The sequence below is a fragment of the Lactobacillus sp. ESL0230 genome (assembly GCF_003692805.1).
Lineage (GTDB): Bacteria > Bacillota > Bacilli > Lactobacillales > Lactobacillaceae > Lactobacillus > Lactobacillus bombicola.
Map to the genome: position 1 here is coordinate 17,295 of NZ_REHI01000005.1, position 25,652 is coordinate 42,946.

The 25,652-nt window shown below is 34.9% G+C and carries 25 protein-coding genes and 3 tRNA genes; 24 read left to right on the forward strand and 4 right to left on the reverse strand.

Features of this window, described 5'->3' with window-relative positions:
- The first annotated feature begins 4 nt into the window (after positions 1–4).
- Positions 5–1,003: an NAD(P)-dependent oxidoreductase gene (locus F5ESL0230_RS01365; RefSeq protein WP_122021295.1), complete on the forward strand. Its 999-nt coding sequence runs from the start codon at positions 5–7 to the stop codon at positions 1,001–1,003.
- 43 nt (positions 1,004–1,046) lie between these two features.
- Here the strand turns inward: F5ESL0230_RS01365 and F5ESL0230_RS01370 are convergent, their stop codons facing one another.
- Together F5ESL0230_RS01370 and F5ESL0230_RS01375 are read right to left on the reverse strand one after the other, a co-directional pair.
- On the reverse strand, positions 1,047–1,733 hold the full coding sequence (locus tag F5ESL0230_RS01370) for a response regulator (RefSeq protein ID WP_122021296.1): 687 nt from the start codon (positions 1,731–1,733) through the stop codon (positions 1,047–1,049).
- A gap of 2 nt (positions 1,734–1,735) precedes the next feature.
- A complete protein-coding gene (locus tag F5ESL0230_RS01375; RefSeq protein WP_122021297.1) occupies positions 1,736–3,322 on the reverse strand; it encodes a sensor histidine kinase in 1,587 nt (528 codons plus the stop codon).
- A gap of 727 nt (positions 3,323–4,049) precedes the next feature.
- Between F5ESL0230_RS01375 and F5ESL0230_RS01380 the strand changes: the two genes are divergently transcribed.
- The 13 genes from F5ESL0230_RS01380 (at position 4,050) to F5ESL0230_RS01440 (ending at position 13,579) form a co-directional block, all read left to right on the forward strand.
- Positions 4,050–4,805, forward strand: a complete 756-nt coding sequence (locus F5ESL0230_RS01380) for a DeoR/GlpR family DNA-binding transcription regulator (protein ID WP_122021298.1) — start codon at positions 4,050–4,052, stop codon at positions 4,803–4,805.
- Between the two features lie 23 nt (positions 4,806–4,828).
- Positions 4,829–5,257 (forward strand): galactose-6-phosphate isomerase subunit LacA, encoded by a 429-nt coding sequence (gene lacA / locus F5ESL0230_RS01385; protein ID WP_122021299.1) that lies wholly within the window; start codon positions 4,829–4,831, stop codon positions 5,255–5,257.
- Positions 5,258–5,270: 13 nt separating this feature from the next.
- Positions 5,271–5,846: a galactose-6-phosphate isomerase subunit LacB gene (gene lacB, locus F5ESL0230_RS01390; protein WP_090093551.1), complete on the forward strand. Its 576-nt coding sequence runs from the start codon at positions 5,271–5,273 to the stop codon at positions 5,844–5,846.
- Positions 5,847–6,125: 279 nt separating this feature from the next.
- The gene (locus F5ESL0230_RS01395; RefSeq protein ID WP_122021300.1) at positions 6,126–6,611 is read left to right on the forward strand and encodes a PTS sugar transporter subunit IIA; all 486 of its coding nucleotides are present in this window, start codon (positions 6,126–6,128) and stop codon (positions 6,609–6,611) included.
- A gap of 11 nt (positions 6,612–6,622) precedes the next feature.
- Positions 6,623–6,937, forward strand: coding sequence for a PTS fructose transporter subunit IIB (locus F5ESL0230_RS01400; RefSeq protein ID WP_122021301.1), 315 nt, complete (start codon positions 6,623–6,625; stop codon positions 6,935–6,937).
- A 22-nt stretch (positions 6,938–6,959) separates the two neighbouring features.
- Complete coding sequence (locus F5ESL0230_RS01405; RefSeq protein ID WP_122021302.1) at positions 6,960–8,378, forward strand: PTS transporter subunit IIC; 1,419 nt, start codon at positions 6,960–6,962, stop codon at positions 8,376–8,378.
- Positions 8,379–8,407: 29 nt separating this feature from the next.
- A complete protein-coding gene (locus F5ESL0230_RS01410; protein WP_122017783.1) occupies positions 8,408–8,644 on the forward strand; it encodes a hypothetical protein in 237 nt (78 codons plus the stop codon).
- Positions 8,645–8,850: 206 nt separating this feature from the next.
- Positions 8,851–9,567 carry a GntR family transcriptional regulator gene (locus tag F5ESL0230_RS01415; protein WP_090093561.1) on the forward strand — a complete coding sequence of 239 codons (717 nt, stop codon included), beginning with the start codon at positions 8,851–8,853 and terminating at the stop codon, positions 9,565–9,567.
- 23 nt (positions 9,568–9,590) lie between these two features.
- Positions 9,591–10,754 (forward strand): SIS domain-containing protein, encoded by a 1,164-nt coding sequence (locus tag F5ESL0230_RS01420; protein WP_122021303.1) that lies wholly within the window; start codon positions 9,591–9,593, stop codon positions 10,752–10,754.
- Positions 10,755–10,919: 165 nt separating this feature from the next.
- The gene (locus tag F5ESL0230_RS01425; RefSeq protein WP_122021304.1) at positions 10,920–11,408 is read left to right on the forward strand and encodes a PTS sugar transporter subunit IIB; all 489 of its coding nucleotides are present in this window, start codon (positions 10,920–10,922) and stop codon (positions 11,406–11,408) included.
- An 11-nt stretch (positions 11,409–11,419) separates the two neighbouring features.
- Positions 11,420–12,337, forward strand: coding sequence for a PTS sugar transporter subunit IIC (locus F5ESL0230_RS01430; protein ID WP_122021305.1), 918 nt, complete (start codon positions 11,420–11,422; stop codon positions 12,335–12,337).
- A complete protein-coding gene (locus F5ESL0230_RS01435) occupies positions 12,324–13,142 on the forward strand; it encodes a PTS system mannose/fructose/sorbose family transporter subunit IID (RefSeq protein WP_090093568.1) in 819 nt (272 codons plus the stop codon). Before F5ESL0230_RS01430 ends, F5ESL0230_RS01435 begins: the two co-directional genes overlap by 14 nt.
- 35 nt (positions 13,143–13,177) lie before the next feature.
- On the forward strand, positions 13,178–13,579 hold the full coding sequence (locus tag F5ESL0230_RS01440; protein WP_122021306.1) for a PTS sugar transporter subunit IIA: 402 nt from the start codon (positions 13,178–13,180) through the stop codon (positions 13,577–13,579).
- A gap of 60 nt (positions 13,580–13,639) precedes the next feature.
- Here F5ESL0230_RS01440 and F5ESL0230_RS01445 read toward each other — a convergent pair whose 3' ends face one another.
- Positions 13,640–15,658, reverse strand: coding sequence for a hypothetical protein (locus F5ESL0230_RS01445; protein WP_122021307.1), 2,019 nt, complete (start codon positions 15,656–15,658; stop codon positions 13,640–13,642).
- Between the two features lie 218 nt (positions 15,659–15,876).
- Here F5ESL0230_RS01445 and F5ESL0230_RS01450 point away from each other — a divergent pair, with 218 nt between their 5' ends.
- Positions 15,877–16,869: a tagatose 1,6-diphosphate aldolase gene (locus F5ESL0230_RS01450; RefSeq protein ID WP_122021308.1), complete on the forward strand. Its 993-nt coding sequence runs from the start codon at positions 15,877–15,879 to the stop codon at positions 16,867–16,869.
- Between the two features lie 42 nt (positions 16,870–16,911).
- Here the strand turns inward: F5ESL0230_RS01450 and F5ESL0230_RS01455 are convergent, their stop codons facing one another.
- On the reverse strand, positions 16,912–17,673 hold the full coding sequence (locus tag F5ESL0230_RS01455) for a MurR/RpiR family transcriptional regulator (RefSeq protein ID WP_090093575.1): 762 nt from the start codon (positions 17,671–17,673) through the stop codon (positions 16,912–16,914).
- 120 nt (positions 17,674–17,793) lie between these two features.
- On the opposite strand from F5ESL0230_RS01455, the gene pfkB reads away from it, so the two are divergent.
- From pfkB to F5ESL0230_RS01505, 9 genes are all read left to right on the forward strand, one after another.
- Positions 17,794–18,723, forward strand: coding sequence for a 1-phosphofructokinase (gene pfkB, locus F5ESL0230_RS01460; protein WP_122021309.1), 930 nt, complete (start codon positions 17,794–17,796; stop codon positions 18,721–18,723).
- A 1-nt stretch (position 18,724) separates the two neighbouring features.
- On the forward strand, positions 18,725–20,644 hold the full coding sequence (locus F5ESL0230_RS01465; RefSeq protein WP_122021310.1) for a fructose-specific PTS transporter subunit EIIC: 1,920 nt from the start codon (positions 18,725–18,727) through the stop codon (positions 20,642–20,644).
- A 660-nt stretch (positions 20,645–21,304) separates the two neighbouring features.
- Positions 21,305–21,973 carry an SLAP domain-containing protein gene (locus tag F5ESL0230_RS01475; protein ID WP_122021335.1) on the forward strand — a complete coding sequence of 223 codons (669 nt, stop codon included), beginning with the start codon at positions 21,305–21,307 and terminating at the stop codon, positions 21,971–21,973.
- Between the two features lie 195 nt (positions 21,974–22,168).
- Positions 22,169–23,251: an SEC10/PgrA surface exclusion domain-containing protein gene (locus F5ESL0230_RS01480; RefSeq protein WP_122021311.1), complete on the forward strand. Its 1,083-nt coding sequence runs from the start codon at positions 22,169–22,171 to the stop codon at positions 23,249–23,251.
- A gap of 63 nt (positions 23,252–23,314) precedes the next feature.
- The gene (locus F5ESL0230_RS01485; protein WP_122021312.1) at positions 23,315–23,830 is read left to right on the forward strand and encodes an N-acetyltransferase; all 516 of its coding nucleotides are present in this window, start codon (positions 23,315–23,317) and stop codon (positions 23,828–23,830) included.
- Between the two features lie 82 nt (positions 23,831–23,912).
- Positions 23,913–23,984, forward strand: a tRNA-Gln gene (locus F5ESL0230_RS01490).
- A gap of 150 nt (positions 23,985–24,134) precedes the next feature.
- Positions 24,135–25,316, forward strand: a complete 1,182-nt coding sequence (locus tag F5ESL0230_RS01495) for an aminotransferase class I/II-fold pyridoxal phosphate-dependent enzyme (protein ID WP_122021313.1) — start codon at positions 24,135–24,137, stop codon at positions 25,314–25,316.
- Between the two features lie 57 nt (positions 25,317–25,373).
- Positions 25,374–25,455 (forward strand) — tRNA-Tyr (locus F5ESL0230_RS01500).
- 7 nt (positions 25,456–25,462) lie between these two features.
- A tRNA-Gln gene (locus F5ESL0230_RS01505) sits at positions 25,463–25,534 on the forward strand.
- Positions 25,535–25,652 lie beyond the last annotated feature (118 nt).

Below are 25,652 nucleotides of genomic sequence, written 5' to 3' on the forward strand. Positions count from 1 at the left end.
TTTTATGTTTAAAATTGTTGCTTATGGCGTACGTGAAAATGAAGTAGATTACTTCAAGAAATTAAATAAATATCATTATGATGTGCAATTGGAATCTGAATTGTTAACTCACGATAATATTGAAACTGCTAAAGGCGCAGATGCTGTTTTGTTACGTGCCAATTGTAAGGCAGACGCACAAAACTTGGCGAAATTAAATGAGTGGGGCATTAAATACGTCTTTACTAGAACAGTAGGTTTTAACCATATTGATCTTAAGACTGCCGCCAAATATGAAATGAAAGTTGCTCGTGTTCCGGCATATTCACCATATGCCGTAGCCGAATTGGCAATGACCTTAGGAATGATGCTCTTTAGACATACTGCTTTGGCAGTCGATATGACCAGGCAGGGAAACTTTAGTGTTTCGACCGCCACTTTTTCTGGGGAAGTTCATTCAAGTACTGTGGGAATTATCGGAACTGGTCGAATTGGGGCGACTGAAGCGCAGCTATATAGTGGAATGGGAACCAAAGTCTTGGGCTATGATCCTTATCCAAGCGACTTCGCTAAACAATATGTTGAATTTGTTGAGCAGGATGAATTGCTAGCAAAATCAGATATTGTTTCAATCCACGTGCCGTATTTCCCAGGTCAAAATGATCGTTTAATCGATGCGGACTTTTTAAAGAAAATGAAACCAACTGCTGTTTTGGTTAATACGGCGAGAACACAACTTGCTGATTATCCTGCTATTATTAAGGCAATCACTCAAAATCAAATTGCTGGTTTTGCTAGTGATGTTTTACCGGACGAAGTTGAAGTGCTGGGACATGATTTTAAAGGCAATATCACTAATGAACTGACTAAGCAGTTAGTTGATTTATATCCTAAGGTTCTACTAACTCCGCACATTGGTTCTTACACGAGTCCAGCTTTAACGGATATGATTGCAGTCAGCTATGAAAACTTCCACCAAGTTTTAGAGACAGGTAAGATTGATAACGACATTAAGTTAGACTAAGTTAATACACAAAAAAGCGAGCTATCAACTGATAGTTCGCTTTTTATTTATTAGCTTTGTAAAGTTTAATTGGTCGACCTACTTTTAGGTAATGTGTTTTGATTGTTAATTCATTAGTTTTTACTAAATAATCTAAATACTTTTTCGTGGTAATCCGTGAGAGTTTAGACTTACGGGCAATCTCCTGATTAGAAAAATAATCGGGTGTTTCTGCGATGATTGCCTTTATTTTGTTAAGAGAAAAATTTGATAGTCCTTTAGGCAAGGAAGTCATTTCTTTTTCTCCAGCAAAATCTTGTGTAATGAAAATCTGATCGAGTTCAGTTTGCGATAATTGTCGATCTTGGTTTAATACCTCATTATATTTTAGAAAATGCTCAATTGCCTTATGGAATCGCTCAAAAGAAAATGGTTTTACCAGGTAATCGAGTACGCCATAGTTTAACGCTTGGTTAACGCTTTGGCTATCTTTAGCAGCTGATAACATGATTACATTCGGATGGAGATTGTGCTCAATAAATAAGTGAAGAAGCTCAGTACCTGAAATTTTAGGTAAATAAATATCGAGTAAGACCAAATCAAGCTGCATTTTTTGCGCAAGGGCTAAAGCTTTATCTGCCCTATCTACTTGATAAAGCTGCATTTTTGCGGGCGGAATTATTTTCATTAGGTACTGTTTATCAACTGAATTGACCATGGGGTCATCTTCCACAATGAGAATCTGTAACATTTTTACTCCTCGCTGTTAATCGGTAATTCAAGATAAAAATTGCTACCATGTGGATTACAAGGTGTAATGTCAATATAGCCGTGATGATTATCGATAATCTGCTTAACCAGCATTAAGCCGTAACCATGACCTTTACCTTTAGTAGAATATTTTTGCTTAAAAAGTTGTTCTCGGACAGCAGGCAAAATACCACTACCGTTATCGGTCACTTCTATAATCAGGGTCGTACTTTCGGTATCATAATTAAGTTCGAGTTTAATGGTACCACTGGTATCAATGGCAGCTAAGGCATTGTCGATTAAGTTACCCAATATCTTGATCAGATCAAGATTTAATTGGGCTGAAACAATTGCTTGTGGCAGATAGGAATCAGGAGTAAGTGTCAAAGTCACTTTTTGCTCTTTAGCCTGATTAATTTTACCGGTTAAAAAACCGACTAAAGCTGGTGATTCAATCTGCTGGTTTAGCTGGCCAAACTCTTGCTGGTAATTAGCATTAACTTTACCAATAAAATTAGTAACATTATCATATTGCTTTAATTCAATCATACCGTAAATTGCCTGTAATTTATTGCGAAATTCATGCGATTGCGCTCTAAGGGCTTGAATGTATTGCTCACTTCCAGCTAATTGTTCAGACAGTTGTTGGTATTTGGATTGATCTTGCAGTAGAGCAATTTGGCCATAAGTTTTGTCATGATAAACTAGCCTACTAGTGGATACAATGTACTCTTTAGCGTTAATTAAGAGCGGAACATTGGTCTTATTTTGTGAATGATTATGATTAAAAATTAGTTTAGCTAAATTGGAATCTAGTGCAGTACCCACTTTAACTGCTGGAAATGTTTTTTTAGCTAAATAATTGGTTGTAATTACGATGTTTTGTTCATTAACGGCAATTAAGATTTCATCAATACTATCAATAATAGCGTGTAGTTCCGTCAGCTTGGTAGCAATTTCATTTGGTTCCATATTAAAAAGAGATTTTTTAATCCTTTGCGCTAAAAAAAGTGCCAAAATTATGCCAGCACATAAAGCAAATAATGAACCAAGAATAACCGCTTTTTGAGCAGATAAAATTGCCCGGTTAATTGAGCTATCGGTTAGGCCAACGCAAACAATGCCAACTTGTTGTTTGTTCTTGAAAACAGGCACAAAGATGCGGTAACCCGTTCCTAAAATACCTTTGCGATGTGAATAATGGCTTTTACCAGTGCTTGATTTTTTAGCATCTTGCGGAGAACTAAATCTTTTGCCAATCCGACTAGTATCAGGGTGGGAGTAGCGCATTAATTTCCGATCTAAAATGACAACGAAATCAACATGAGATGCCTGTGTGATTTGATTGGCATATTTTTGCAATGAATTATTTTGGGTGGGCTGGGGATGCTTTTTTAGAGTTTCCTTAACGGTTGCATCTTGAGCAGCAATTCTAGCAACTCCAGCAATTTTCTCTTTGATTATTTGCTTTTGACTCTGTTTGACATGGTATGAAGCGATACTGCCAGCAGTAATAACAAAAATAACTGTTGTTAAAAAAACTAGTAAAACAGATTTAGTTCTTAAGCTAAAGCTTGATTTTCGTGGCATGTTTTTCCTTTTTATATCGTTACAACTGATTACTATTAGTATAAACTACTAAATCATAAAAAAGCTTAACCAAAGGAAAATTTTATCAAGTGCTTAAATAAATAACTAAAATATCTTTTAAACTAAAAATAGCAGTCATAACTGATAGTTACCAGCTATACTTAAAGTTAATTGATGTCAAAAATTGCAAATTGAGCTAATAGAAGTGTTTAAAGGTGACTAATGTAAATAATATCGGGTTACTAAATTCACTAAGTGAATTAATCAATTCTCATTATGATAGTGGCAATCACGCAATTGTTAGTGGAAAATCTCTCCCGATTAGACCAGGTGACTGTTAATGAAATTATCAATCATGCTTAATGTTTTGCAATCTATTGTCAGACACTTTTGCGAAAAATCAGCTTATTCAAGTTTGATTTGAAATCATCGCTTTCTAAAATAATTTTCCCCATTGATTACTGTTTCTACTTCTGGAAAATACGCTGAAATTTTGAATGATTTTTTACGAAAATTATCGGAAGACAAAATTTTGTAAAGAAGCCATTGATTTAATAATTTTTGAACAACATGATATAGAATAGATTTAGAAAGAAGAAATAACTTGCAGCTAATTATTCTTAATCTGTTTATCAAACATGTTCAAACATTGACAAACAAAATAGAACAATTATACTAAAAGATGAACTAAGTTAGTTGCTTAATCTAGTTTAAAAAGTAGGTAACCATGTTAAAAAGTGAAAGATTAAAGACGATTTTACAGATAGTAAACACGCAAAAGTTTGTAACAGTTGATGAATTGGCTCAAGCCCTCAAGGTGTCTGATATGACAATTAGGCGGGATCTAAATGAATTGCATAAGTTCAACAAGATTATGCGTATTCACGGTGGCGCGCAGATTTTGTCAGACCCAAGCCGTATTGAAAAAAGTTACAAACAAAAAAGAGAGATTCATAGTAAGGAAAAGATTGAAGTTGCCAAGCGCGCCTGCAATCTAATTCATGAAAATGATTCAATTTATGTTGGTCCGGGCACTACTTTAGAATTAATGGTTGCTAACTTGAAAGTTAAGCATCTCAGGATAGTGACTAATTCACTGCCAGTTTTTGAAGTGGCTAAAAACAGTCCTAATAATTATGATCTGATCATGATTGGCGGTTCTTATCGGAGAATCAGTGGTGCTTTTTTAGGGGCTCTTGCTAATAGTGAACTTGCAACAATGTCTTTTTCAGTCGGCTTTGTAGGTGTTAATGGCATTAAAGATACTTCTATGACAACAGCTAACTTAGAAGAGGGTCAAACCGAGAAAATCGGATTAGATCATTCACAAGTTAAATTGATTGTGGCTGATTATTCTAAATTGGATCACAGTGATTTTCATCAATTTTATGACTTGCGCGATGTTGATGGTTTGATTACTAATCATGGTATCGATCCTGAATTGGAAAAACATTATAGTCAATTTACAACCATTTATAAATAGTTGTTTTGAGAGGAGTTTTAGCTATGAAAGTTGTTATTGGTAGCGATCAGGCTGGCTTTGACTTAAAGGAAAAAGTCAAGCAGTACTTGGAGGATCACAATTATGAGGTCTTGGACGTTACAACAAAAGCAGCAGCAGATTTTGTTGAATCTAGCTTGCTAGTTACACGTGAAGTACTGGATAACGGTATTAAAAAAGCCATCATGTTTGATGAATATGGTGTAGGATCGGCAATGGCTTCTAACAAGGTCAAAGGGATGGTTACCGCAAATGTGAACGAGGAAAGAACTGCCCACATGACAGCGATGCACAACGGTGCCAAGGCTATCGCTTTGGGAAGTGGCATTGTTGGTGAAAAATTAGCCTATTCGATCGTGCAACATTATCTTGATACTGATTATGCTGGCGGACGGCATCAGATTCGGCTAAACATGTTAGAAGAAATGATCTGAGGGAGGGCTAAAAATGTTAGATAATGATCGACCACAACCAGAATTTGTTGATCCTAAAATTGATAAGCATACGGTGATTGCCTTGGGTAATGACCATATTGTGACTGCAATTAAAATGGCTATTTCTGATCACCTTAAGGATGAGGGCTATCGTGTAATTGATGAAGGTACACATGACAACACAAGAACTCACTATCCAATGTATGGTAAACGCGTGGCAGAAGACGTTGCTGATGGCCGCGCTGATCTTGGTATCGTTCTTTGCGGGACAGGCATCGGTATTTCAACGGCCGCTGATAAAAATGAGGGTATTCGAGCAGCGATGGTTGGCGACGCTACTCAAGCTGAATATGCCCGCCGTGAATTAAATGCAAATGTTATTGGCTTTGGCGGTATTGTCCTTGGACGTGATTTCATTTTTGATATTGTAGATTCATTTTTGAATGCTAGGTATGCCCCAACTGACGATAACCGCAAATTAATTACCAAAATTGATGGTATTGCAAAGCCAAATCCTGATCAAAAGGATAATGTTCACTTCTTTGATGAAGAAAATAAGAAGTGGGCCGAAGGCGTATACCACGACTAATAAAAGTAAATAAAAAACAAAGTTTAATCGCACACAAATACAAAAGATCATGCAGAGATTGTCGTGGTCTTTTTTTGTATTCGTTAAGGCAGAGAGAAATTTGTTTAATAAAATCAGAATGATAAACAAAGTTTCACTATTTCAATTTGTAGAAAATTAAGAAAATTTGTTGCAATTTTGAATCCGGTTACATATAATATCAATAGACAAGCAAACAAAATAAAACATTTTCAAACAAAAGCGAAAGAGCTTGCCTAGTATGGAAAAGGAGTCTGAGCTGTGAAAGTAGATAGCTTGTTTTCACCAAAAGCTGTATTTGTCAGCGATGCGATTGATTCAACCGCGGTTTTAAGGGAAGTTTCAGAGCAATTGCTACAACAAGATCTTGTTAAGGCTGATTTCTTTACTGAAATCGCCAAACGAGAGGCCGATTACCCGACTGGAATTGACACATCACCGATTACAAAAGAACTGCCTAATATTGCAGTACCGCACACTGAAGGGGAATTTGTTAATACGCGTTTAATAATTCCGGTTGCCTTGAAGTCGACGGTTGGATTTAAAAATATGATTGCGCCTGATCAAGAATTACCAGTGAAATTCTTATTTATGATTTTAAATAATGATCCAGAAGGACAGGCAAATATCTTGGCACAAATAATGGACTTTCTTCGACTTACGTCTGTTTCAAAACTACAAGAGTTATTCAGTCTTACTAACCCTGATAAAATTTATCAGTTTTTAAGTGAGCATTTTGAGCAATAGGGGGTATTTTTATGAGTAGAGAAGTTAAATTTATTGCTGCGTGTGGGGCAGGGGTTAACTCATCGCACCAAATTAAAGATGCAGTTGAGGAAGAAATGAGAAAGCGCGGCTATAACGTTAAGGTTGATGCTTACATGGTTAAAGATGTCAATGAAGAATTATTGTCACACTATGATGGCTACCTAACAATCGCCAAGACGGATCTTTCATTTGCACCAAAGATTCCTTTGATTGATGCCGGTGCTATTTTGTATCGGATACCAACAATGGCCAAACCAGTTTATGACAATGTGGAAAAAGTAGTTAAGGAAATTAATGCAAAATAGTTTTATTTGAAAGGAACTAATAATGAACGGAATAATTAATTTCGCTAATTCACTTTTTAAACCACTTATTGATATGGGTGCAGCCACGATAATGCTAATTGTGTTAACATTTATTGCCTTACTCTTTCGGGTTAAATTTTCTAAAGCGCTCGAAGGTGGTATGAAATTAGCGATTGCAATTACGGCAATCGGTAATATTATGAATATGCTAACTATGGCATTTCAAAAGCCAATGATGCAGTTTGTTAAGCACACTGGAATTCATATGGATATGCAGGATATGGGGTGGGCACCATTAGCAACAATTACTTGGGGTTCACCTTATACTCTTTTTTACCTCTTAGTATTAATCATTTTGAACGTTCTTTTACTAGTAATGAACAAAACCAACACTTTGGATGTTGATATTTTTGACGTTTGGCACTTAGCCTTCATCGGCTTGTTCTGTGTTTATGTCGGAGCACCATTATGGCTTTCGACTCTACTGGTTATCTTTATTGGAACAATGAAGATCATCAACTCTGATTTGATGAAACCAACTTTCAATGACTTACTTGATGCGCCTGAAGGTAACCCAATGACGACCACGCACATGAATTACATGATGAATCCTATTATCATGGTCTTCAACAAGTTCTTTGATGAATGTCTTCCGTGGCTTGATAAATTCGATTTTGATTCAACCAAGTTGAATGAAAAAATTGGTTTCTGGGGCAGCAGATTTGCCATTGGTGTTTACCTTGGTGTCTTTGTTTCCTTACTTGCAGGTAACAACTTAGCCACTGAACAGGGATGGAAAGATATGTTTACGCTATCCTTTGTTGGTGGTTCATGTATTGAACTCTTCTCCGTTATTGGCTCATGGTTTATTGCTTCGGTTGAGCCACTATCACAAGGAATTGCAGACTTCGCCACCAAGAAATTTTCCGGCAGGTCATTTAACATTGGTCTTGACTGGCCATTTCTTGCTGGTCGGTCTGAAATCTGGGCAGCTGCCAATGTCTTGGCACCAATTATGATGCTTGAAGCAATGATTTTGCCAGGTAACAGATTAATGCCACTCGGTGGTATTATTGCCATGGGTGTAACGCCAGCTTTGTTAGTTGTTACTCGCGGTAAAATCATTCGAATGATTATTATCGGTACGGTTGAACTACCAATCTTCCTTTGGGCAGGCACAATGGTTGGTCCATTTGTTACCAACATGGCTCACTCAGTTGGTGCAGCAATTCCGGCCCACACATTGGTTTCTGATACTACGATGGAAGGCCCAGTTGAAAAATTCTTGGCTTATTTAGTTGGTAATGCATGGAAGCAACACGGTATGTTCATTATTTATGCAATTGCCGCTTTGGTAGTCTATCTTCTATTATTCTGGTGGTATGCACGTGAAATGAAGAAGAGGAATATAGAATACACCGCAGCTAAAAATCATAGTTAATTACAATGATTCTAGTAAGGATGATTTGAATGAAAAAAGAAAAGGTTACACCAAAAGAAGTAGCTAGACGTAACGGTCTTTTTATGTGGACTGTGTTTGTAATTGTGATTAATCTTGTGCAAGTACTTTTCAAAAATTGGTTAACCAGTTTAGTTGCAATGGTAGGAACAATTTATGCATTGTATCGGGTAGTCGTTTATGATAACCCAAAAAATCGCCTCAGCCAAAAGTATTACGATTGGCGCGGTAATAAAATAAATAAATAAAATCATGACAAAGGTCAGTAAGGTGAACAATCTTACTGGTCTTTTTTATGACTAAAATGTTGCGAATGCTGTTAAAAGTAAGTAACAGTTCAGATAAGTACTGATGAAAAAAGATAAAATAAGCTAAAATTAAATTGAAATTAACCGCTTTCTTTGATACACTCAAATCATAAGTGGTATCAACCAGTTGGAAAGGAAGAAAGACAATGCAAAAACCGCTTTATCAGCGGGTGATTACTGATTTAGAAAAACAAATCAAAAAGATGAATCCCAATGCTCGCTTACCAAGTGAGCGTCAACTTTTAATTAAATACGGTATTAGTCGTAATACTATTAGATTAGCGTTGCAAAATCTAGAAGAGCGCGGATTAATTTATCGTCTTCATGGCAAAGGAACTTTTGTTGCGAGTGTTGTTCTTGATCAACCTAATATCGGCGGGATGTATTCTTTTTCTGAGGAATTGAAACGGGCTGGTCAAAAAGCCTCGACTCAAAATCGAAGTTTAAAATTAGTTATTCCGAATCAGCATATCATCGAACAACTGAATTTAGCCGAAAATGAACAAGTTTATGAGTTGGTACGAATACGTTTAGCCAATAATCAACCACGGATTTTTAGTAAAAGCTACTTACCAGCCAGGCTTTTTCCAGATTTTAAGATTACCGACTTGCAAAATCAGCAGCTGTACGGCGTTTTCAAACAAAAGTACAACCAAATTGGTGTAATGGCGTTTGAGGACGTGCAGGCTGTTAGTTTAAGTGAACGAGAGGGCCGGTATTTAGATGAAAAAGCTGGTTCACCGTGTTTGAAAATTTTCCGTAAAACTATCAATGAAAAAAATATTCCGATCGAGTTTACGATATCACTAGCCCGCGGTGACAAGTTTATTTATCGTTCACGCCAATACAATAAGTTATTTTGATTTTTAATAGAAGGAGAAAATAAATGTTTACTAAAATAGATGCAGAATTAGAACAAATGAATGCTAAAATCACGACTCGTGAAATTGAGCAACAACCTAAATTATGGCTGGAAACATGGGAAATATACCAGGAAAAAAAAGATGAAATCTCGGCTTTTTTAGCCAAAATTAGCCAACAATGGAGTAAGGTACGGGTTATTTTCACTGGGGCTGGAACTAGTGCCTATGTTGGCAATACCGTGATGCCATACTTGCAAAAGCATGGCGATCGCAATAAATATAACTTCGAAGCTATCGATACCACTAAAATTGTATCTACGCCAGAAGATTACCTTGAACCAGAAACACCAACGATTTTAGTTTCGTTTGCACGCAGTGGTAATTCGCCTGAATCAGTGGCAACAGTTGAATTAGCAAAAAAAATGGTCAAGCACTTGTATCAAATTGCCATTACCTGTGCACCGGCTGGTCAATTAGCTCAAGACCTGATTGGTGATCCATGCGGACTAGTATTGCTAATGCCAGAAAAATCGCTCGACCAAGGCTTTGCGATGACTGGTTCATTTTCATGTATGAGTCTTGCAGCTCTAATCGTTTTTGACCAAATGGCTGATGAGCAAAAGGGTAAGATAATTGAACAGATTGCCCAAATGGGCGAAAGTGTCATTGAACGGGAAAGTGAAATACAAACGATCGTTGATACTGATTTTAACCGTATCACTTATATAGGAAGTGGTAGTCTTGGTGGTCTTGCCGAAGAAGCAAGGCTGAAGATTTTGGAATTGACTGCTGGTAAAGTAGCTGCCCTCTTTGATACGTCAATGGGGCTTCGTCATGGTCCAAAGTCATTTTTGGACAAAAAGACAATTGTTTTTGATTTTGTTTCAAATAATTTTTATACCAGACAATACGACTTGGATATCTTAAATGAGATCAAGGATGATCAAATTGTGCCGCTTGTGATGGCAGTTGGTCAAGAAAAAGAGGGCCAAAACTTTGACGGAAAATCATTCACTTTTGCTGAAAAAAATTTGTTACCCAATGCCTATTTGGCCTTACCAGATATAATGTTTGGTCAAACGCTCGCACTATTGACCTCAATTAAAGTAGGTAATAAGCCAGATACGCCATCGCCAACTGGAACGGTTAATCGAGTCGTTAAGGGAGTAACAATTCATAAATTTTAAAAGGTATTTGACAGTAAAAAAATTTAATACAGTAAAATATTAATGCTTTAATTATTTATGAGCTGTTTGTTGACAAAAATTGGTTGGTACCTTATTATGTAAATGTGAAAGCGGTTTCTATTAATTATTTAAATTTCCTTAATATAGATAGATGGAGGAGCAGATATGAATATTGTGGGTGCAAGAGTTGATGAACGCTTGGTTCATGGTCAAGTAGCCAATCTTTGGACTCCTAAGTTGCAAGTAGAACGAATTATCGTTCTTGATGAAGTAGCGGCAAAGGATGAAATTCAAAAAAGCGGCTTAAGAATGGCAACTCCAATGACAACTAGATTAAGCGTTTTACCAACTAGGGTTGCGGCAGATCATTTGAATAATAATCGTTATGGTAATCAGCGAATTTTTATTGTAGCAAAAAAGCCACAAAAATTTCTTGATCTTCTTAACTTGGGCGTTAGTCTTGAAATGATTAATGTTGGGAATATGTCTAAAAAAGAGGATACTACTGAATTAACCAAACAGGTTAATATTAGTTCAGAAGATGCTGAGATTTTTAAACAAATTGCTGCTAAAGGTGTGAATTTAATAGCTCAAGTTAATCCAAGCGTTGATGCACGTGACTTAATGAAACTGATTGATGAAAAAATGAAGTAGAGGGGAAGAAAATGGCTTGGTGGCAAATACTACTGCTTACAGTATACGCAGGTTTAGAGATTCTTGATGAGTTACAAATTTATTCATCATTGAACACTCCTGTTGGTGCCGGTATGATTGCAGGAATAATTATGGGAGATTTACAAACTGGGTTAATCATTGGAGCTTCAATGCAGCTAATGGTTTTAGGAGTAGGTACTTTTGGTGGTGCTTCAAAGATAGATGCAACAACTGGAACAGTTTTAGCAACTGCATTTTCAACTAGCGTTAAGGGTATGAGCCCACAAACAGCTATTTCATCAATTGCGGTACCAGTTGCAGCAATTATGGTTGAGTTGGATGTTTTAGCAAGATTTGCTAATACTTATTTTTCACATAGAGTTGACCATTTGATTGACCAAGATAAGATAAATTATAGTGCGGTTGAAAGAAATTTGTTATACGGTGCAATCCCGTGGGCCTTATCTCGGGCAGTACCAGTATTTATTGCTTTGGCGTTTGGACGTGGTTTGGTTCAAACAATTGCTAAAGCATTAAACGGTGATTTAATGTGGTTAGGTACTGGGTTAACTGTTGCAGGTGCTACACTTCCAGCAGTTGGATTTGCAATTTTATTACGCTATCTTCCAGTTAAAAAGCATATTGCGTATTTAATACTAGGTTTTACTGTCACAACTTTATTCTCTGTTATTTTTTCTAACATCCAAGCTTTGGGTACTGGAGTCACTGCAGCAAATAAATCATTCACAGCGACTTTCAATGGACTTCCAATGTTAGCAATTGCTATGATAGGATTAGCTTTAGCAATTCTTCATTACAAGAGTATTCCAATTAATAAAGTGACTGCTAAAAATGTCGTAGCCCCAAGTGGAAATGTAGATTCAAAGATTAATGATAATAAAGGAGAGATCACTGATGATGAACTCTAAACCAAAGTATCAATTAACAGATAAAGATTTTAAACAAATTAATCGTCGATCATTATTCGGCTTTCAGCTGGGATGGAATTATGAAAGGATGCAAAATAGTGGTTATTTGTACACAATTTTACCGCAGCTAAGAAAAATCTATGGTGATGATAGTCCAGAATTGAAAGAGATGTTGAAAACGCATATGCAGTTTTTCAATACTTCCAACTTCTTTAATACAATTGTCACTGGTATTGACTTGGCCGTAGAAGAGAATGAAGGAATAGAGGGTAAGGATACAGTTACAAGTTTAAAAGTTGGCTTGATGGGTCCATTTGCCGCGATTGGAGACTCGATCTTTGCTTCCCTTGTTCCAACCATCTTTGGTGCTTTGGCAGCTTCAATGGCTGCACAAGGCAACCCTATCGGTATTATTATCTGGGTAGTTGCCAGTTTGTTAATTTGTATTTTCCGTTGGAAACAGCTACATTTTGCTTATGATAAGGGAGTATCTCTTGTTACTGATATGCGGGATAGTTTAAATGCTTTAACCGATTCTGCTACCGTATTGGGAGTATTTATGGTCGGTGCGCTAGTGGCTACAATGGTTAATATCAAGTTTGCCTGGGTGCCACAAATAGGTAAGGTTACTATGAATGTTCAAAATAATCTTGACATGATTATTCCGAAACTTTTGCCAGCGGCAGTGGTAGCCTTTGTATATTGGCTGCTTGGAAAGAAAGGGATGACTTCAACTAAGGCAATTTTAATTGTATTAGTGCTATGTGTTGTCTTAGGTGGACTTGGTGTTATTGCTAAAGTCTGAATAATTAAATAAGTAATTTTATGGGAGATATAGATATGGCAGAGAAGGAATTAATTTTAATTAGTCATGGAAACATGGCCGAGGGAGTAAAAGCTAGTGCTGAATTAATTATGGGTGAACAAGAGCATGTTCATGCTATATGTTTACTTCAATCAGAAGGTCCAGCTGATTTTAAGCAAAAATTTGAAAAGGAAATTGCTGGTGTCAATCCAGAAAATATTACGGTTTTTGCTGATTTAATGGGTGGTACACCAGCTAATGTGGTTAGCCAGCTGATTATGGCAGGTGAACAGCTCCATTTGATTGCAGGAATGAATTTACCCCTAGTTATTGAATGGCTGAATAGTCAAATGAACGGTATAGATTCTGATTATATTACGGCTGGAAAAGCTGGGATGGTTGATGTTTCAAAAATGCTAGCAAAAATGAAAAAATAAAAAGTTAAATAAAATAAAACCTGATTTGAAAAGAAAATCAGGTTTTATTTTTTACATGAATTAGAACAATAGTTGAATTGTTTCGAGTGGATTAAGTTTGGTAGAAATAGTGGCAATATTATTTTTAACTTTAATTGATAATATCTCACGAATAAAAGATTTTCCTTTTTGCTTAATAACAGTTACATTATCTTTGGATAACGGTTGAGACAAGTGCCATCGAATTTCCTTGTAACTGTCTAAAGTAAAGTTAGTTAACCACGCAATTTTACCATCATTTTGAATATTTAATTTAACATTGGGCATATCAACTAAATAATCAACGGAATGAATCTGATTAATCATTTGTTGTAAAAGTCCTTGTTTATAACTAGTATATTGAGATTCCCAACCGTATTTAGGATCTTGATCCATTGGTAAAATAATTGTTCGCTTGTTAACGATGGCCATAAAGTTGCCCAATTTTTCTCCTACTGAATTATATGCATTAGAGTAAATTTCAACAGGAGAATTTTTTTCATAGTCAAGTTTTAAGTAATTACCAGTATGTTGAAGCATCGTGATTCGTGGATTAGCAATATTATTAATTCGATAACCATCTGCTTGTTCGTATGTTTGATAAGCTGTTCTACATTTGTGCCATTTTGCTTTTTTAATATGTAATAAACTATTTAAGCCACGATCTAAAAGCACTTGCACGCTTTCCCCATCAAGTAAAACAAAGTTATTGCTTAATAAATCAGTAATTTTTTCATTAGAAAAGTTGCGCAACAGTTGTCCAGATATAGCAATAGTTTCGTTGTTTAGTTGACCTTCTGAATTAACAGCAGTGATTGTTATGGCAAAACCAAAAGATCCAAGCAAACTGGCCCAGTTTTTTTCATGGGGCAGAAGCTCAGTGATGTCCTTACCTGTTGGGGTTTGAAGACTGTAACTAGAATCTTGATTGACTAATACCTTAATGCCACGTAAATGGTTTATTAACAAGCGATTATTTGAAAGTTCAGTTAGAAACGGCTTGATTTCAGATAGCATTTCAGCATAGTGCCAAGAGTCGTTAATACCATTGCCCATCATGTCAAATAGGTTGAGCAAAATACCTTTGCTACCTACAAGAACAGCTGTGATAATCTGAAACTTTGTAAAAGATAACGATTTGACTAGTGGTGAGTACATATAGTTTTCTAGTTCAGGATAAAGGTCAGTTTCTTCTCCTAAAAAAGCCGCAGTAATTCTAGTATATGCTTCAAAATCACGACCATATTTTAATGGTGCTACTTCGTTATAAGCTGGCAGATGAGGACGAGCAATTGGAGTATGTCCTGAGCCATCTTGTGTAATAATTAGTTTTTGCCAATCACGTCCTTCAAGTGCATGCCAGTCAGGATAGGAAGTCATTTGAGCCAAATCGGTTTCTGGACTAACTCTATGCACTGCCTGTTCAATTAAATGTTCATTTTCAATCATTTCTTGGCGAGCTTGGTCAAGATAAACTTGTCGCTCTTGGGAAACTTTTCCTGTTTGAAGAAGTTTATTAACAAAATCTGTGCGTGATTCTGCAAAACCTAATCTTTGCTGATATAACTTCATATGGTATGGACAAAAGCACATTAACCCAAGTGGTGAGTGATTGTAATGGCGAAAATCGTCTTCAAGCCAAAGACGCCGGGGATGTATACTGGCATATTGAGCGTAAATTTCACAAATATATTTGCGCCAATGAGGATCAGCAGGACAAGCCATATCTTTTGCTTTATTGCCATTAAGATCAACAAAGGTTTTGAAACCAATTGTTAGATTAATTTGATAACCTCTATCTGAATGCATAATTGTAGTCCAAGGATTTAAGCTAGTTGTAATGCCTAATTTAGCTAATTCTTTTTGCACAGGCTTAATTGCATTAAGCCATATTTGAGTCTCTTTTTTAGTTAGGTGGCTATGGTTCAATTCTTCTCCATTAATAAAAAATGCAACATCATCAATTTTTGCATTTTTAACAAAATTTAGTAGTTTTTGTTTTTTTTCTGACGTATTTGTGCGTGGATCCAACATGTATCTTAGCGTATAAGTGAATGTCATAAAAATGCTCCAATAATTAATTAATATGACTGATTTTGTAAAAATATTTTAAATATAGTAATAAGTAATAGCAAATATAAAATATTTATAAATTAAGTAAAACTTTTCTAAATTTAGTCATTATATGTAAATCTTTTCAAGTATATTGATAGCGCTTTAATCAATAGCTAAATAAGTATATAATTGCAATGTGCGATTAAAATAAAAGGAGATATATAATGAGAACAATTACTTCTACCGTTGCTAAACATATGGAAAATTTATCAACTGAAGATGGTATCATTAGTGCATTAGCAATCGATCAACGTGGATCGCTTAAAACAATGCTGGCCGATGCAGCAAATAAACCAGCAGATGAAACAACAATTGTTGATTTTAAAAAGGCCGTTTCAAGTGAACTAACACCGTATGCTTCATCAATATTGACTGATCCAGAATACGGTCTTCCTGCTACTAAAGTTAGAGATAAGAATTGTGGTTTACTGCTTTCTTATGAAAAAACTGGTTATGATACAACTGTACCTGGTAGAATGCCTGATTTAATTGAGAATCAATCTGGGTTACGAATTAAGAATGAGGGTGGTGATGCAATCAAATTTTTAGTTTATTATGATCCAGACGAGGGAGAAGAAATCAATGATAAAAAGAAAGCTTTTGTTGAAAGAGTAGGTGCTGAGTCAAAAGCTAATGAATTGCCATTTTTCTTAGAAATATTGACTTACGATGCTAAAATTAATGATACTAAAGGCGAAGATTTTGCTAAAGTTAAGGCTAATAAAGTTATTGCAACCATGCAAGAGTTCTCAAAACCTCAATATAATGTGACGGTTTTAAAGGTGGAAATTCCCTTTAATCTTAAGTATGTTGAAGGCTTTAATGGCGATAACAACGTTATTTATACTCAAGCTGAAGCTAAAAAATTATTGAAAAAGCAATCCGAAGCAACCGATCTACCCTATATCTTCTTATCAGCTGGTGTAACAAGCGAGGAATTTATTGCTGAGATTAAAATGGCTGAGGATGTGGGAGCAAAATTTAATGGCGTTCTTTGCGGGCGAGCTACCTGGAAACCAGCGATTAAACCGTTTGCTGGTGAAAGTGAAGAAGCTGGCCGTAAATGGCTTGCAACTAAAGGTAAGGAAAATATTGAAAATTTAAATAAAGTGCTCAGCGGTGCAAAATCCTGGCGTGAAAAATTAAAAATAGAATAATTAAACAGTATAGGAAAAGCCATCTATATATAGATGGCCTTTTTATTTGCTTTCATAAAAACCAGTTCTAACAGAATAAGCATCACTAAAAATACGTGTCATAATTTGTAAAGGTAAGCGTGAACGCACCTCATATTCAGGAAAATAATTTGTTTTTGACATATATCCGATAAATGACATGGTGGAATAAGGCATGATACTTCCGGCTGGATTGGTAGTAAAAGTTAGAGTTGGTATTTCATTTTTATTCAAAATGGCTGCTGCTGCAACTAGTTCTTCGGTTTCGCCATTTAGAGTAATAAAAATTGCAAGTGCATTAGGTTTAATTTTACTAGCCATAGTTTTAATAATATTTGGATCAGAATGAAATTCACAATATTTCCCAGTTAACTGCAACTTAACCATTAATTCATTGGCAATTGATTCTGATAAACCTCTGGCAAAAATATAAATAATTTTTGCTTGTCTAGTTAATGAAATACTATCTTCAATCGTGCTGTAGCTAAGATTATGGAGGGTATTATTCATTTCAATCTCGTTTTTAGTAATGACATGACGGATTTTATCGTCAGCGTCATTTAAGACGCTAAAGGCAGAGTTTGATTTACTCTTTAATTTTAAAGATTCACGGTAAGAAGTATAACCGCTATAGCCCATTTTTTGCATTGTGCGTACGATTGTCGCAGTAGATACATTTGCGAATTGACTTAATTTAACTATTGACATTTTTGCAATTTGTTCAGGATTATTTTCGACAATGTTCCATAAGTGGAGTTCAGCAGAACTGAGTTCTTTAGTTGGCATTGATTTACCTCATTTGTAAAACTTTTTCTATATTATAAAAGTAAACGCTATCATTAAGAAAAATGTTACAACAAATTATCTATATAATAAAGTAAAAGTCAATAAAAAGGAGTGAAAATTTTGATTTATACAATAACTCTAAATCCGGCAATTGATTTAGTGATTGTGACAAAAAAGTTGGAACCTAAGGTAGTTAATAGAACTGAAAAATTTGAGTTACAACCAAATGGTAAAGGCGTTAACGTATCATTTATTTTGAAAAAATTAGGTATAGATAGTGTTGCTACTGGTATTGGTGGTGGTTTTACATTGGATTATATCGTTTCTGGATTAAAGGAAAAAGGTATACAAACTAATTTTTTTAAAGTTAAGGAACCAACTAGAGTTAATGTTTTTACAAATGTCATTGACGAAAATACTGAATATAAAGAGGTAAATCCGGGACCTATAATTAATCAAACCGTTCAGGATAAATTTTTGCAGTATCTAACCACTAATTTGGTAACTAATGATATTGTAATGATTTCTGGAAGTTTTTCCAAGGGAATTAAACCCAATATTTTGGTTGAAATTGCTAAAATTGCTAATAATAAGAAAGCTAAGTTAGTTATCGATAGTAGTTATGCGGCAATTCTTGATACTTTGCCATTTCAACCATTTTTGCTAAAACCGAATGATGCAGAATTGGCAAAACTTTTTAACTGCAAGGAAAAATTAACTAAAAAGAAAATCGTAGAATTGTCACAAAAATTAGTGGCAGGTGGTTGTAAAAATGTTTTGGTTTCTTTAGGGGCACAAGGAGCAGCATTAATTAATGATAATCGCATTTTATTTGCCAATGCGCCCAAAATCAAAGTAGTCAATTCAGCTTGTGCAGGCGATACAATGCTGGGAACTTTTATTGCTCTATTAGAAAAAAATAAATCAGTTGAAGAAGCTTTAAAGATGGCGGTGGCGGCAGGTAGCGACACTGCAAGCAGAATTGGCTTAACTGAGTTTGCTTTAGATGAATTATTACCACAGATTTCAGTAAAAGAAGGGGTATATTAATATGGCAAAATATGATTTGGTTGGTGCAACAGGTTGTGCTACTGGTGTTGCGCATACTTTTATGGCCGAAGAGGCCTTGGAAAAGGCCGCGAAAAAGCTTGGCTATACGATCAAAATTGAAACTCACGGACAAACTGGGGTTGAAAATCACTTGACAGCTGAAGAAATAAGAGAAGCTAAAGCTGTAATTGTTGCATCTGATATAGATGTTGATACTGATCGTTTTGCAGGTAAAAAGTTAGTTGTAGTTCCTGTGGCTCATGGATTAAAGGAACCTGAAGAGTTGATTAATCGTGCATTGAACGCACCTATTTATAAAGAAGGTCAAAATTCGGGTAATTCTGATATGATTAGTGAAAATAACCAAAGTGTAGGAAACAAATTGTATACATCACTAATGAATGGTGTATCGCATATGTTGCCATTTGTTGTTGCAGGTGGTGTTTTGATTGCAATTTCTTTTTTCTGGGGAATTAATTCGGCTGATCCTAAGAGTAGTGAATACAATCAATTTGCAGCTATGTTAAACACAGTCGGTAGTACGACCATGAATTTGATGGCTCCAGTTTTAGGAGCATATATAGCAGAAGCATTAGCTCAAAGAACAGGTTTTGTTGTTGGATTAGCTGCTGGTTTTATTACATTTAATGGTGGTGGTGGATTCTTAGGAGCTATTGTTGGTGGTTATTTAGCAACAATTGTGGTTTGGGGATTACAAAAATTATTTAAACCATTACCAGATGATAAATTTCGCGGCTTAAAATCAATTTTCCTATTTCCAGTTCTAGGAGTTTTAATCACTGGTTCCATCATGTATTTATTAAATACACCGATTAAAGCGATTAATGTAGGTATGATGACATGGCTCAAAGGTTTTGAAAACACTAATCCAATTTTACTGGGAATCATTGTCGGAATAATGTGTGCATCTGATTTTGGTGGCCCAATAAATAAGGCTGCCTATGTTACAGGAACAGTTTTACTTGCTCAAGGTAATTATTTCTTTATGGCTGGTGTTTCTGCCGCATGTATTGCTCCACCATTAGCTACAGGATTCGCTGTTTTAATGAATCCTAAAGCATATTCTAAGAGCGAAAAAACAGCAGGTTATGTTAACTTTTTGCTAGGATCAACTCATATTACTGAAGGTGCTATTCCATTTGCTGCAAAACATCCTTTATGGAATATTCCAGCTTTTATGGTGGGATCAGCAATAGCAGCAGTATTGACATATATTACTAAAATTAGTGTTCCTGCACCTCACGGCGGTTTTATTGTTTTACCATTAGTTAACAAGCCCCTTTTATGGGTTTTATGGATTATAATAGGTTCAATTATCTCTGGTGTTTTATTGGCACTAATTGCTGGACGATTCGCAAAAAAAGATACAGTATCCGCTGAAAATAGTGTGATAACTACTTCTTCTAAAATAAAAAATGGAACCTCAGCAATAAATGAGGAAACATTTGATCCAAGTGATATCTTAGAAATAAGAAATATTAAAACAGATGTTGATATACCAAATCGTGATGAGGCTTTAAAATATTTAGCTGATTTTGCAGTTAACAATAATTTAGCTAATGATAGTAAAAAGGTTTATGCCAGTTATGCTAACCGTGAACAAGAAGGTTCGACAGGTATGACAGATGGTTTTGCAATACCACATGCTCAATCAGCTGCAATTGAAAAATCAGCAATGCTAATTCTTAAATTAAAGCATCCAATAGACTGGCAATCACTAGATGGGCAGAAAATTGATATAGTAATTTCATTTTTGATTCCACAAGTTGATAGTAATGAGCACCTAAAATATTTGTCGAATACAGCCAAGTTGCTAACTCATGAAGATTTTATTGCTAAGCTAAAGATTGCTAATACGGCTCAAGATATTTTTAACTTGTTTAAAAATACTAAAATTTAAAATATGGATTAATAGAGGAAAAATCAAAGTGTTTTTCCTCTATTATTTTTTATAAATATAATTTGTACCATATATTTCCTTTTGAGATAACGATATTAACTTTTTTGTAAATAAAAAGCTTTCTCAAAGAGAAAGCAAAAGTTAACAACTTTAATTTTTAATCTTCGACTTTTTTGGCTTCAGCCAAGGCCTGCATGATTGAATCATTTTTAGAATGACAATCTTTAATCATTTGCCAGTCTTGTTCGCTTAATTTAACGATATACTTACTCAATTCATTCACCCTTTCTTTGAAATCTCAACTTTTATAATAGCACTTTTCATGATTAAAGAAGAAAAGCAAAAATAATATTTTTCATTTATGTTGCAAAATTAGAGGTTTAGTTAGAATATACCGATAGAAAACCTTTGTTCTTGTATATGACAAGTATATTTGCAATCTTTACTGGGACTTAATTTTTAGTTTGGCATGAATGTGAAGCAAATGTTACAAGTATGACATTATCTTTAACAGAAGTAATATTTTTTTAAAGCCTGAGTGATATTCCTGTTATAGTTCTGCAATTTAAACACTGTAGTATGTAGGCAATCGAATTGATTAATGCATGTTTGTCAATTTGATGAGGAAATGATATGAAATTTGATAAGGAGAGAATTTTTTTGAAGGTAAAATCAATCTTAGTTAAATCAGCAGCAGTAGCAGCATTATCTGTTTCAGGCGTTGCGCTGATGAACAGTACCAAAACTAATACTGTTCATGCAGCTACCGTTGAAAATGATGCAGCAGTTGTAACTGTGAACTATGTTGAAGGAAATGGTATTCACGTTTGGAATAGTTACGAGCAGCCTGAAGCTACTGGACAAATTTTACCAAGTAATTCATCTTGGAAAGTCATAAAAACTGCCTATGATCATAATGGAGAAAAATGGTATGATTTAGGCAAAAATCAATGGGTAAAAGCAGAATACGTAAATTCAGGCTATTATCCAGTAAATATAAATGAAACTGAAACTCAATCTCAAGTAACAGTAGAGTCTGATAGTTCTACTGTTGCTGCAAATAATAATCCTACCAATGCACAGAATGAGACAATGGTTGGAAATGATGCAGAATCTAGTGCCAAGGCCTGGATTGCTAATCGTGAATCAGGTAGCTCATATAGTGCACAAAATGGTCAATATATTGGCAAGTACCAATTAGCAGCTGCGTATCTAAATGGCGATTATTCCGCTGCTAATCAAGAACGTGTTGCCAATCAATATGTTGCTAGTCGTTATGGCTCATGGGCAGCGGCTAAACAATTTTGGCAAGCAAATGGTTGGTATTAATTGTTTTAAATAAATTCAATATACAAAACAGGAGCTAGTTAACCTTATTAGCTCCTGTTTTTGCTATAAATTATAAAATAACTTAAATAATAGTTATAAAAATTAATAATACATTGGCAATAGTTATTAATTAGTTTTAAAATTATTTAATAATGATGAACAAATTATTTAAAAGATACTTTTGAGGAAAATTTAATGAAAAAAAGCCAAGCTACTATTGTAATAGTTAATATCATTTTTTCAGTAATTATTTCAGTCAAATTTGTAAATAAGCCACAGGAAATAATCGCGACTACAGTTAATAGATATGTAAAAACTAAAGCAAACGAAAAGGCCAGACTTTATAACAGTTCAGGTAAATTATCGCATCTATATGCTATGCCTAAAATAAGATATCAGTATAGTGAAAAAAAGAAATTAGGACGAAAGAAACTTTTGGCCTATAAAATAGGAAATAATTCTCAGTGGCTTCTGGCAAAGGATGCTCAGCTGGTCAAACAGAGTAAAGTAAAAGCACGAGTTAAGCCTAATATTAAAAAATATGTGCGAGCAACAATAAAATTACCGCAAGGTTATACTAAAAAAGAATTGTTAAAGGCCTATCAGGGAAAAGCTAGTCAAGCTTTTATTAATGCATCAATGTATGGTATGAAAGCAAACGATTTTAGTCGGTTAAAACTTGGGGAAAATGCCAAAGATAAAAATACAAAAGTAGATGTAGCTAATCTCAGCGCTGATCAATTGGCTACACTTAGTTCTTTTTCCTTACGGTTAATTAATGAAGCTAGAAGGGATTTAAAGTTAAAGCCATGGCGAGAAAGTTATGGTGCAAGTAAACTGGCTGACGATATAGCCAGAGAGTACTTTGTCAATAATAGAACTATTAGAGAAAGTCATTATATAGAGGGAATTGTGCGGGCTTGTCATAAAAATGGATTGAACTTTGACAATAATTATATTGAAGATATGGCGGGCTTTTATAATCATAATCAAATAATGACCATGACGGAATTAAAACAATGCGTCTATTTTGGCTTAAAGCAAATGATTTTTGGTTATGTAGGTAGTGGTGAAGCTGGACGTTTTGACCGCAGTAACTATAAAGAATGGGAACATGCTGGAGATTTATTTAACACGCAAGGCTCTCTATATGATGGCGATTATAATTATTTTGGCTTTAGTATTTCTGTTACAAATAATATTTGTTCAATGCACTTTATCAGCATACCAACCAATGTTGTTAAAAATAAAAAATATAATTTTGCTTTTAAACCCTAAGATAAAATTAGTCTTTACTGGATTAAATTTTTATAGTGAGAATTAAGGTGTAAAGGAAAAAATATGGCAATTTATCTTCAACAAGCAACAAATAAAGATATCACAAAAATTATGCAAATTATTAATCAAGCTAAGCAGTTATTAAAAGAAGATGGTAACCCTCAATGGCAGAATGGACGGCCAAATCAAGAAATAATTACAATGGATATTGTAAAAAAACAAGCTTATTGTCTAATGGTCGATCAACAAATTGCTGGTATTGCAATTTTACAAACGACTCCAGAAACTACTTATGCCAAGATTGATGGAGCATGGAATCAAGAGCACCTGCAATATGCAACAATTCACCGAATAGCTATTTCAGCTGATTTTCGTGGACAGCATTTAGGCCAATTTTTTATGTCGAACTTGATTTCACAAGGAAAATTAAAGGGGATTAACAATTTTAGAATTGATACCCATCCTGTTAACTTAAGAATGCAAAAGTTAATTAAAAAAACAGGTTTTAAATATCGTGGAACTGTTCAAATTGACCAAACCAAAAATGGTCTGCGCTATGCTTATGAACTTAACCTATAAAAAAATTATTTTTTGCTTGACTTAGAAGCAATAATTTCATATACTATTTATCGTTGAGTGACAAGTAAAAGCTCAAATGAATTGGGTTATAGCCAAGTGGTAAGGCACTAGTTTTTGGTACTAGTATGCGCTGGTTCGAATCCAGCTAACCCAATTGTTCATACGAACACCCAACCCGAAAATAGACAGCTAGCTGTCTATTTTTTTTGCTTTTAAATAATTGGTATTATTATGAAAAAATAGGTAGAAAATAATTGCAATTAAATGTATAATTGATGAAAATATAAAGAGGATAGGTGAAAAAATGGTTGATTTGATAAAATACATGAAGTCTGGTTTAACTGATATTCCCCAAAATTTAATTTTAAAATTTTCAGATTATGCCAGTAAAATTCCTGATGTAGTTAAGTTTACTATTGGTGAACCTGACTTTGACACTCCTGAGCATATTAAAGAAGCTGCTCAAAAAGCAATTGTACAAAATCACTCACATTATGCGCCATCAAACGGGACAATAGGTTTACGACAAGCAGTGGGGACATTTTTAGCTCAAAAGTATGGGCAAAAATATGATCCTGAAACTGAAATTTTGGTTACTAATGGGGTAACTGAGGCAATCTTTGATACAGTAATTGCAACTCTAAATCCAGGCGATATTATGGTTGTGCCTACTCCGATATTTCCATTATATATGAGTGATGCCAGAATGATTAGTCAGCAAATTAAAGTTGTTGAAATCGATACTTCAGCGGATAACTTTAAATTGACGCCTAATAAATTACAAGCGGTACTTGATCAATATGGGGATCGCGTGCGCTTATTAATAATGAATTATCCAAATAATCCAACTGGTGTGACTTATAGTCAAGCGGAACTAGATTCTTTAGCCGATGTGATTCGTGATAAGCCAATCTTTGCATTATGTGATGAAATTTATAGTGAACTTTGTTATGATCAAGATCATGCATCAATGGAAAAAACTCTACACGATCAAGTTATTTTACTAAATGGTGTTTCTAAATCTTGGGCAATGACAGGTTATCGCATTGGTATTATTTGCGCACCAAAAAATATTGTGGCACAAATTGCAAAAGTTCATCAATTTATAGCCACTACTGAGCCTACACCAATGCAGGATGCAGCTGAAGAGGCTTTTAAAAATGGGATGAATGATGCACAATTAATGAAGGCAGAGTTTAAAAAACGACGCGATGTTTTATATAACGGGTTGACTAAGTTAGGTTTTGCTTGTGTTAAACCTCAAGGAGCCTTTTATATTTTTGCTAAAATTCCTGCTGGGTTTGAGCAAGATGACAATAAATTTATCTATGATTTAGTTGATAAGGCTCATGTTGCAGTTACTAGCGGTTCCTGTTTTGCCCAAGCAGGAGCGGGTTATATTAGATTCTCTTATGCGGTTTCGATGGCACAAATTGATGAAGGACTAAAGCGTCTTGAAAAATATATAAATAAAAATAAAAATTAAGCAAAAAATTGCTTGCAATTATGCACGTTTTTCGGTAATATAATTTACGTGCGTAACGGAGGAGTAGCGAAGTGGCTAAACGCGGCGGTCTGTAAAACCGCTCTCTCTGAGTTCGGCGGTTCGAATCCACCCTCCTCCATTGTCACTGGGTTATAGCCAAGTGGTAAGGCACTAGTTTTTGGTACTAGTATGCGCTGGTTCGAATCCAGCTAACCCAATAAGATAATTGATTTAAGGCAGCTGTGATAGTTGCCTTTTTACTTGCTTTTATGCAAAAATATGCGGCAATGGTTTAAGGACTACTTGTACTTACTATAATTTAATAAAGTAAGCACA

Bases quoted from the DNA above. Each gene is read 5' to 3' on its own strand.
- F5ESL0230_RS01365 (WP_122021295.1), top strand. From the start codon at position 5: ATGTTTAAAATTGTTGCTTATGGCGTACGTGAAAATGAAGTAGATTAC.
- F5ESL0230_RS01370 (WP_122021296.1), bottom strand. From the start codon at position 1,733: ATGTTACAGATTCTCATTGTGGAAGATGACCCCATGGTCAATTCAGTT.
- F5ESL0230_RS01375 (WP_122021297.1), bottom strand. From the start codon at position 3,322: ATGCCACGAAAATCAAGCTTTAGCTTAAGAACTAAATCTGTTTTACTA.
- F5ESL0230_RS01380 (WP_122021298.1), top strand. From the start codon at position 4,050: ATGTTAAAAAGTGAAAGATTAAAGACGATTTTACAGATAGTAAACACG.
- lacA (WP_122021299.1), top strand. From the start codon at position 4,829: ATGAAAGTTGTTATTGGTAGCGATCAGGCTGGCTTTGACTTAAAGGAA.
- lacB (WP_090093551.1), top strand. From the start codon at position 5,271: ATGTTAGATAATGATCGACCACAACCAGAATTTGTTGATCCTAAAATT.
- F5ESL0230_RS01400 (WP_122021301.1), top strand. From the start codon at position 6,623: ATGAGTAGAGAAGTTAAATTTATTGCTGCGTGTGGGGCAGGGGTTAAC.
- F5ESL0230_RS01405 (WP_122021302.1), top strand. From the start codon at position 6,960: ATGAACGGAATAATTAATTTCGCTAATTCACTTTTTAAACCACTTATT.
- F5ESL0230_RS01410 (WP_122017783.1), top strand. From the start codon at position 8,408: ATGAAAAAAGAAAAGGTTACACCAAAAGAAGTAGCTAGACGTAACGGT.
- F5ESL0230_RS01415 (WP_090093561.1), top strand. From the start codon at position 8,851: ATGCAAAAACCGCTTTATCAGCGGGTGATTACTGATTTAGAAAAACAA.
- F5ESL0230_RS01420 (WP_122021303.1), top strand. From the start codon at position 9,591: ATGTTTACTAAAATAGATGCAGAATTAGAACAAATGAATGCTAAAATC.
- F5ESL0230_RS01425 (WP_122021304.1), top strand. From the start codon at position 10,920: ATGAATATTGTGGGTGCAAGAGTTGATGAACGCTTGGTTCATGGTCAA.
- F5ESL0230_RS01430 (WP_122021305.1), top strand. From the start codon at position 11,420: ATGGCTTGGTGGCAAATACTACTGCTTACAGTATACGCAGGTTTAGAG.
- F5ESL0230_RS01435 (WP_090093568.1), top strand. From the start codon at position 12,324: ATGATGAACTCTAAACCAAAGTATCAATTAACAGATAAAGATTTTAAA.
- F5ESL0230_RS01440 (WP_122021306.1), top strand. From the start codon at position 13,178: ATGGCAGAGAAGGAATTAATTTTAATTAGTCATGGAAACATGGCCGAG.
- F5ESL0230_RS01445 (WP_122021307.1), bottom strand. From the start codon at position 15,658: ATGACATTCACTTATACGCTAAGATACATGTTGGATCCACGCACAAAT.
- F5ESL0230_RS01450 (WP_122021308.1), top strand. From the start codon at position 15,877: ATGAGAACAATTACTTCTACCGTTGCTAAACATATGGAAAATTTATCA.
- F5ESL0230_RS01455 (WP_090093575.1), bottom strand. From the start codon at position 17,673: ATGCCAACTAAAGAACTCAGTTCTGCTGAACTCCACTTATGGAACATT.
- F5ESL0230_RS01465 (WP_122021310.1), top strand. From the start codon at position 18,725: ATGGCAAAATATGATTTGGTTGGTGCAACAGGTTGTGCTACTGGTGTT.
- F5ESL0230_RS01480 (WP_122021311.1), top strand. From the start codon at position 22,169: ATGAAAAAAAGCCAAGCTACTATTGTAATAGTTAATATCATTTTTTCA.
- F5ESL0230_RS01485 (WP_122021312.1), top strand. From the start codon at position 23,315: ATGGCAATTTATCTTCAACAAGCAACAAATAAAGATATCACAAAAATT.
- F5ESL0230_RS01495 (WP_122021313.1), top strand. From the start codon at position 24,135: ATGGTTGATTTGATAAAATACATGAAGTCTGGTTTAACTGATATTCCC.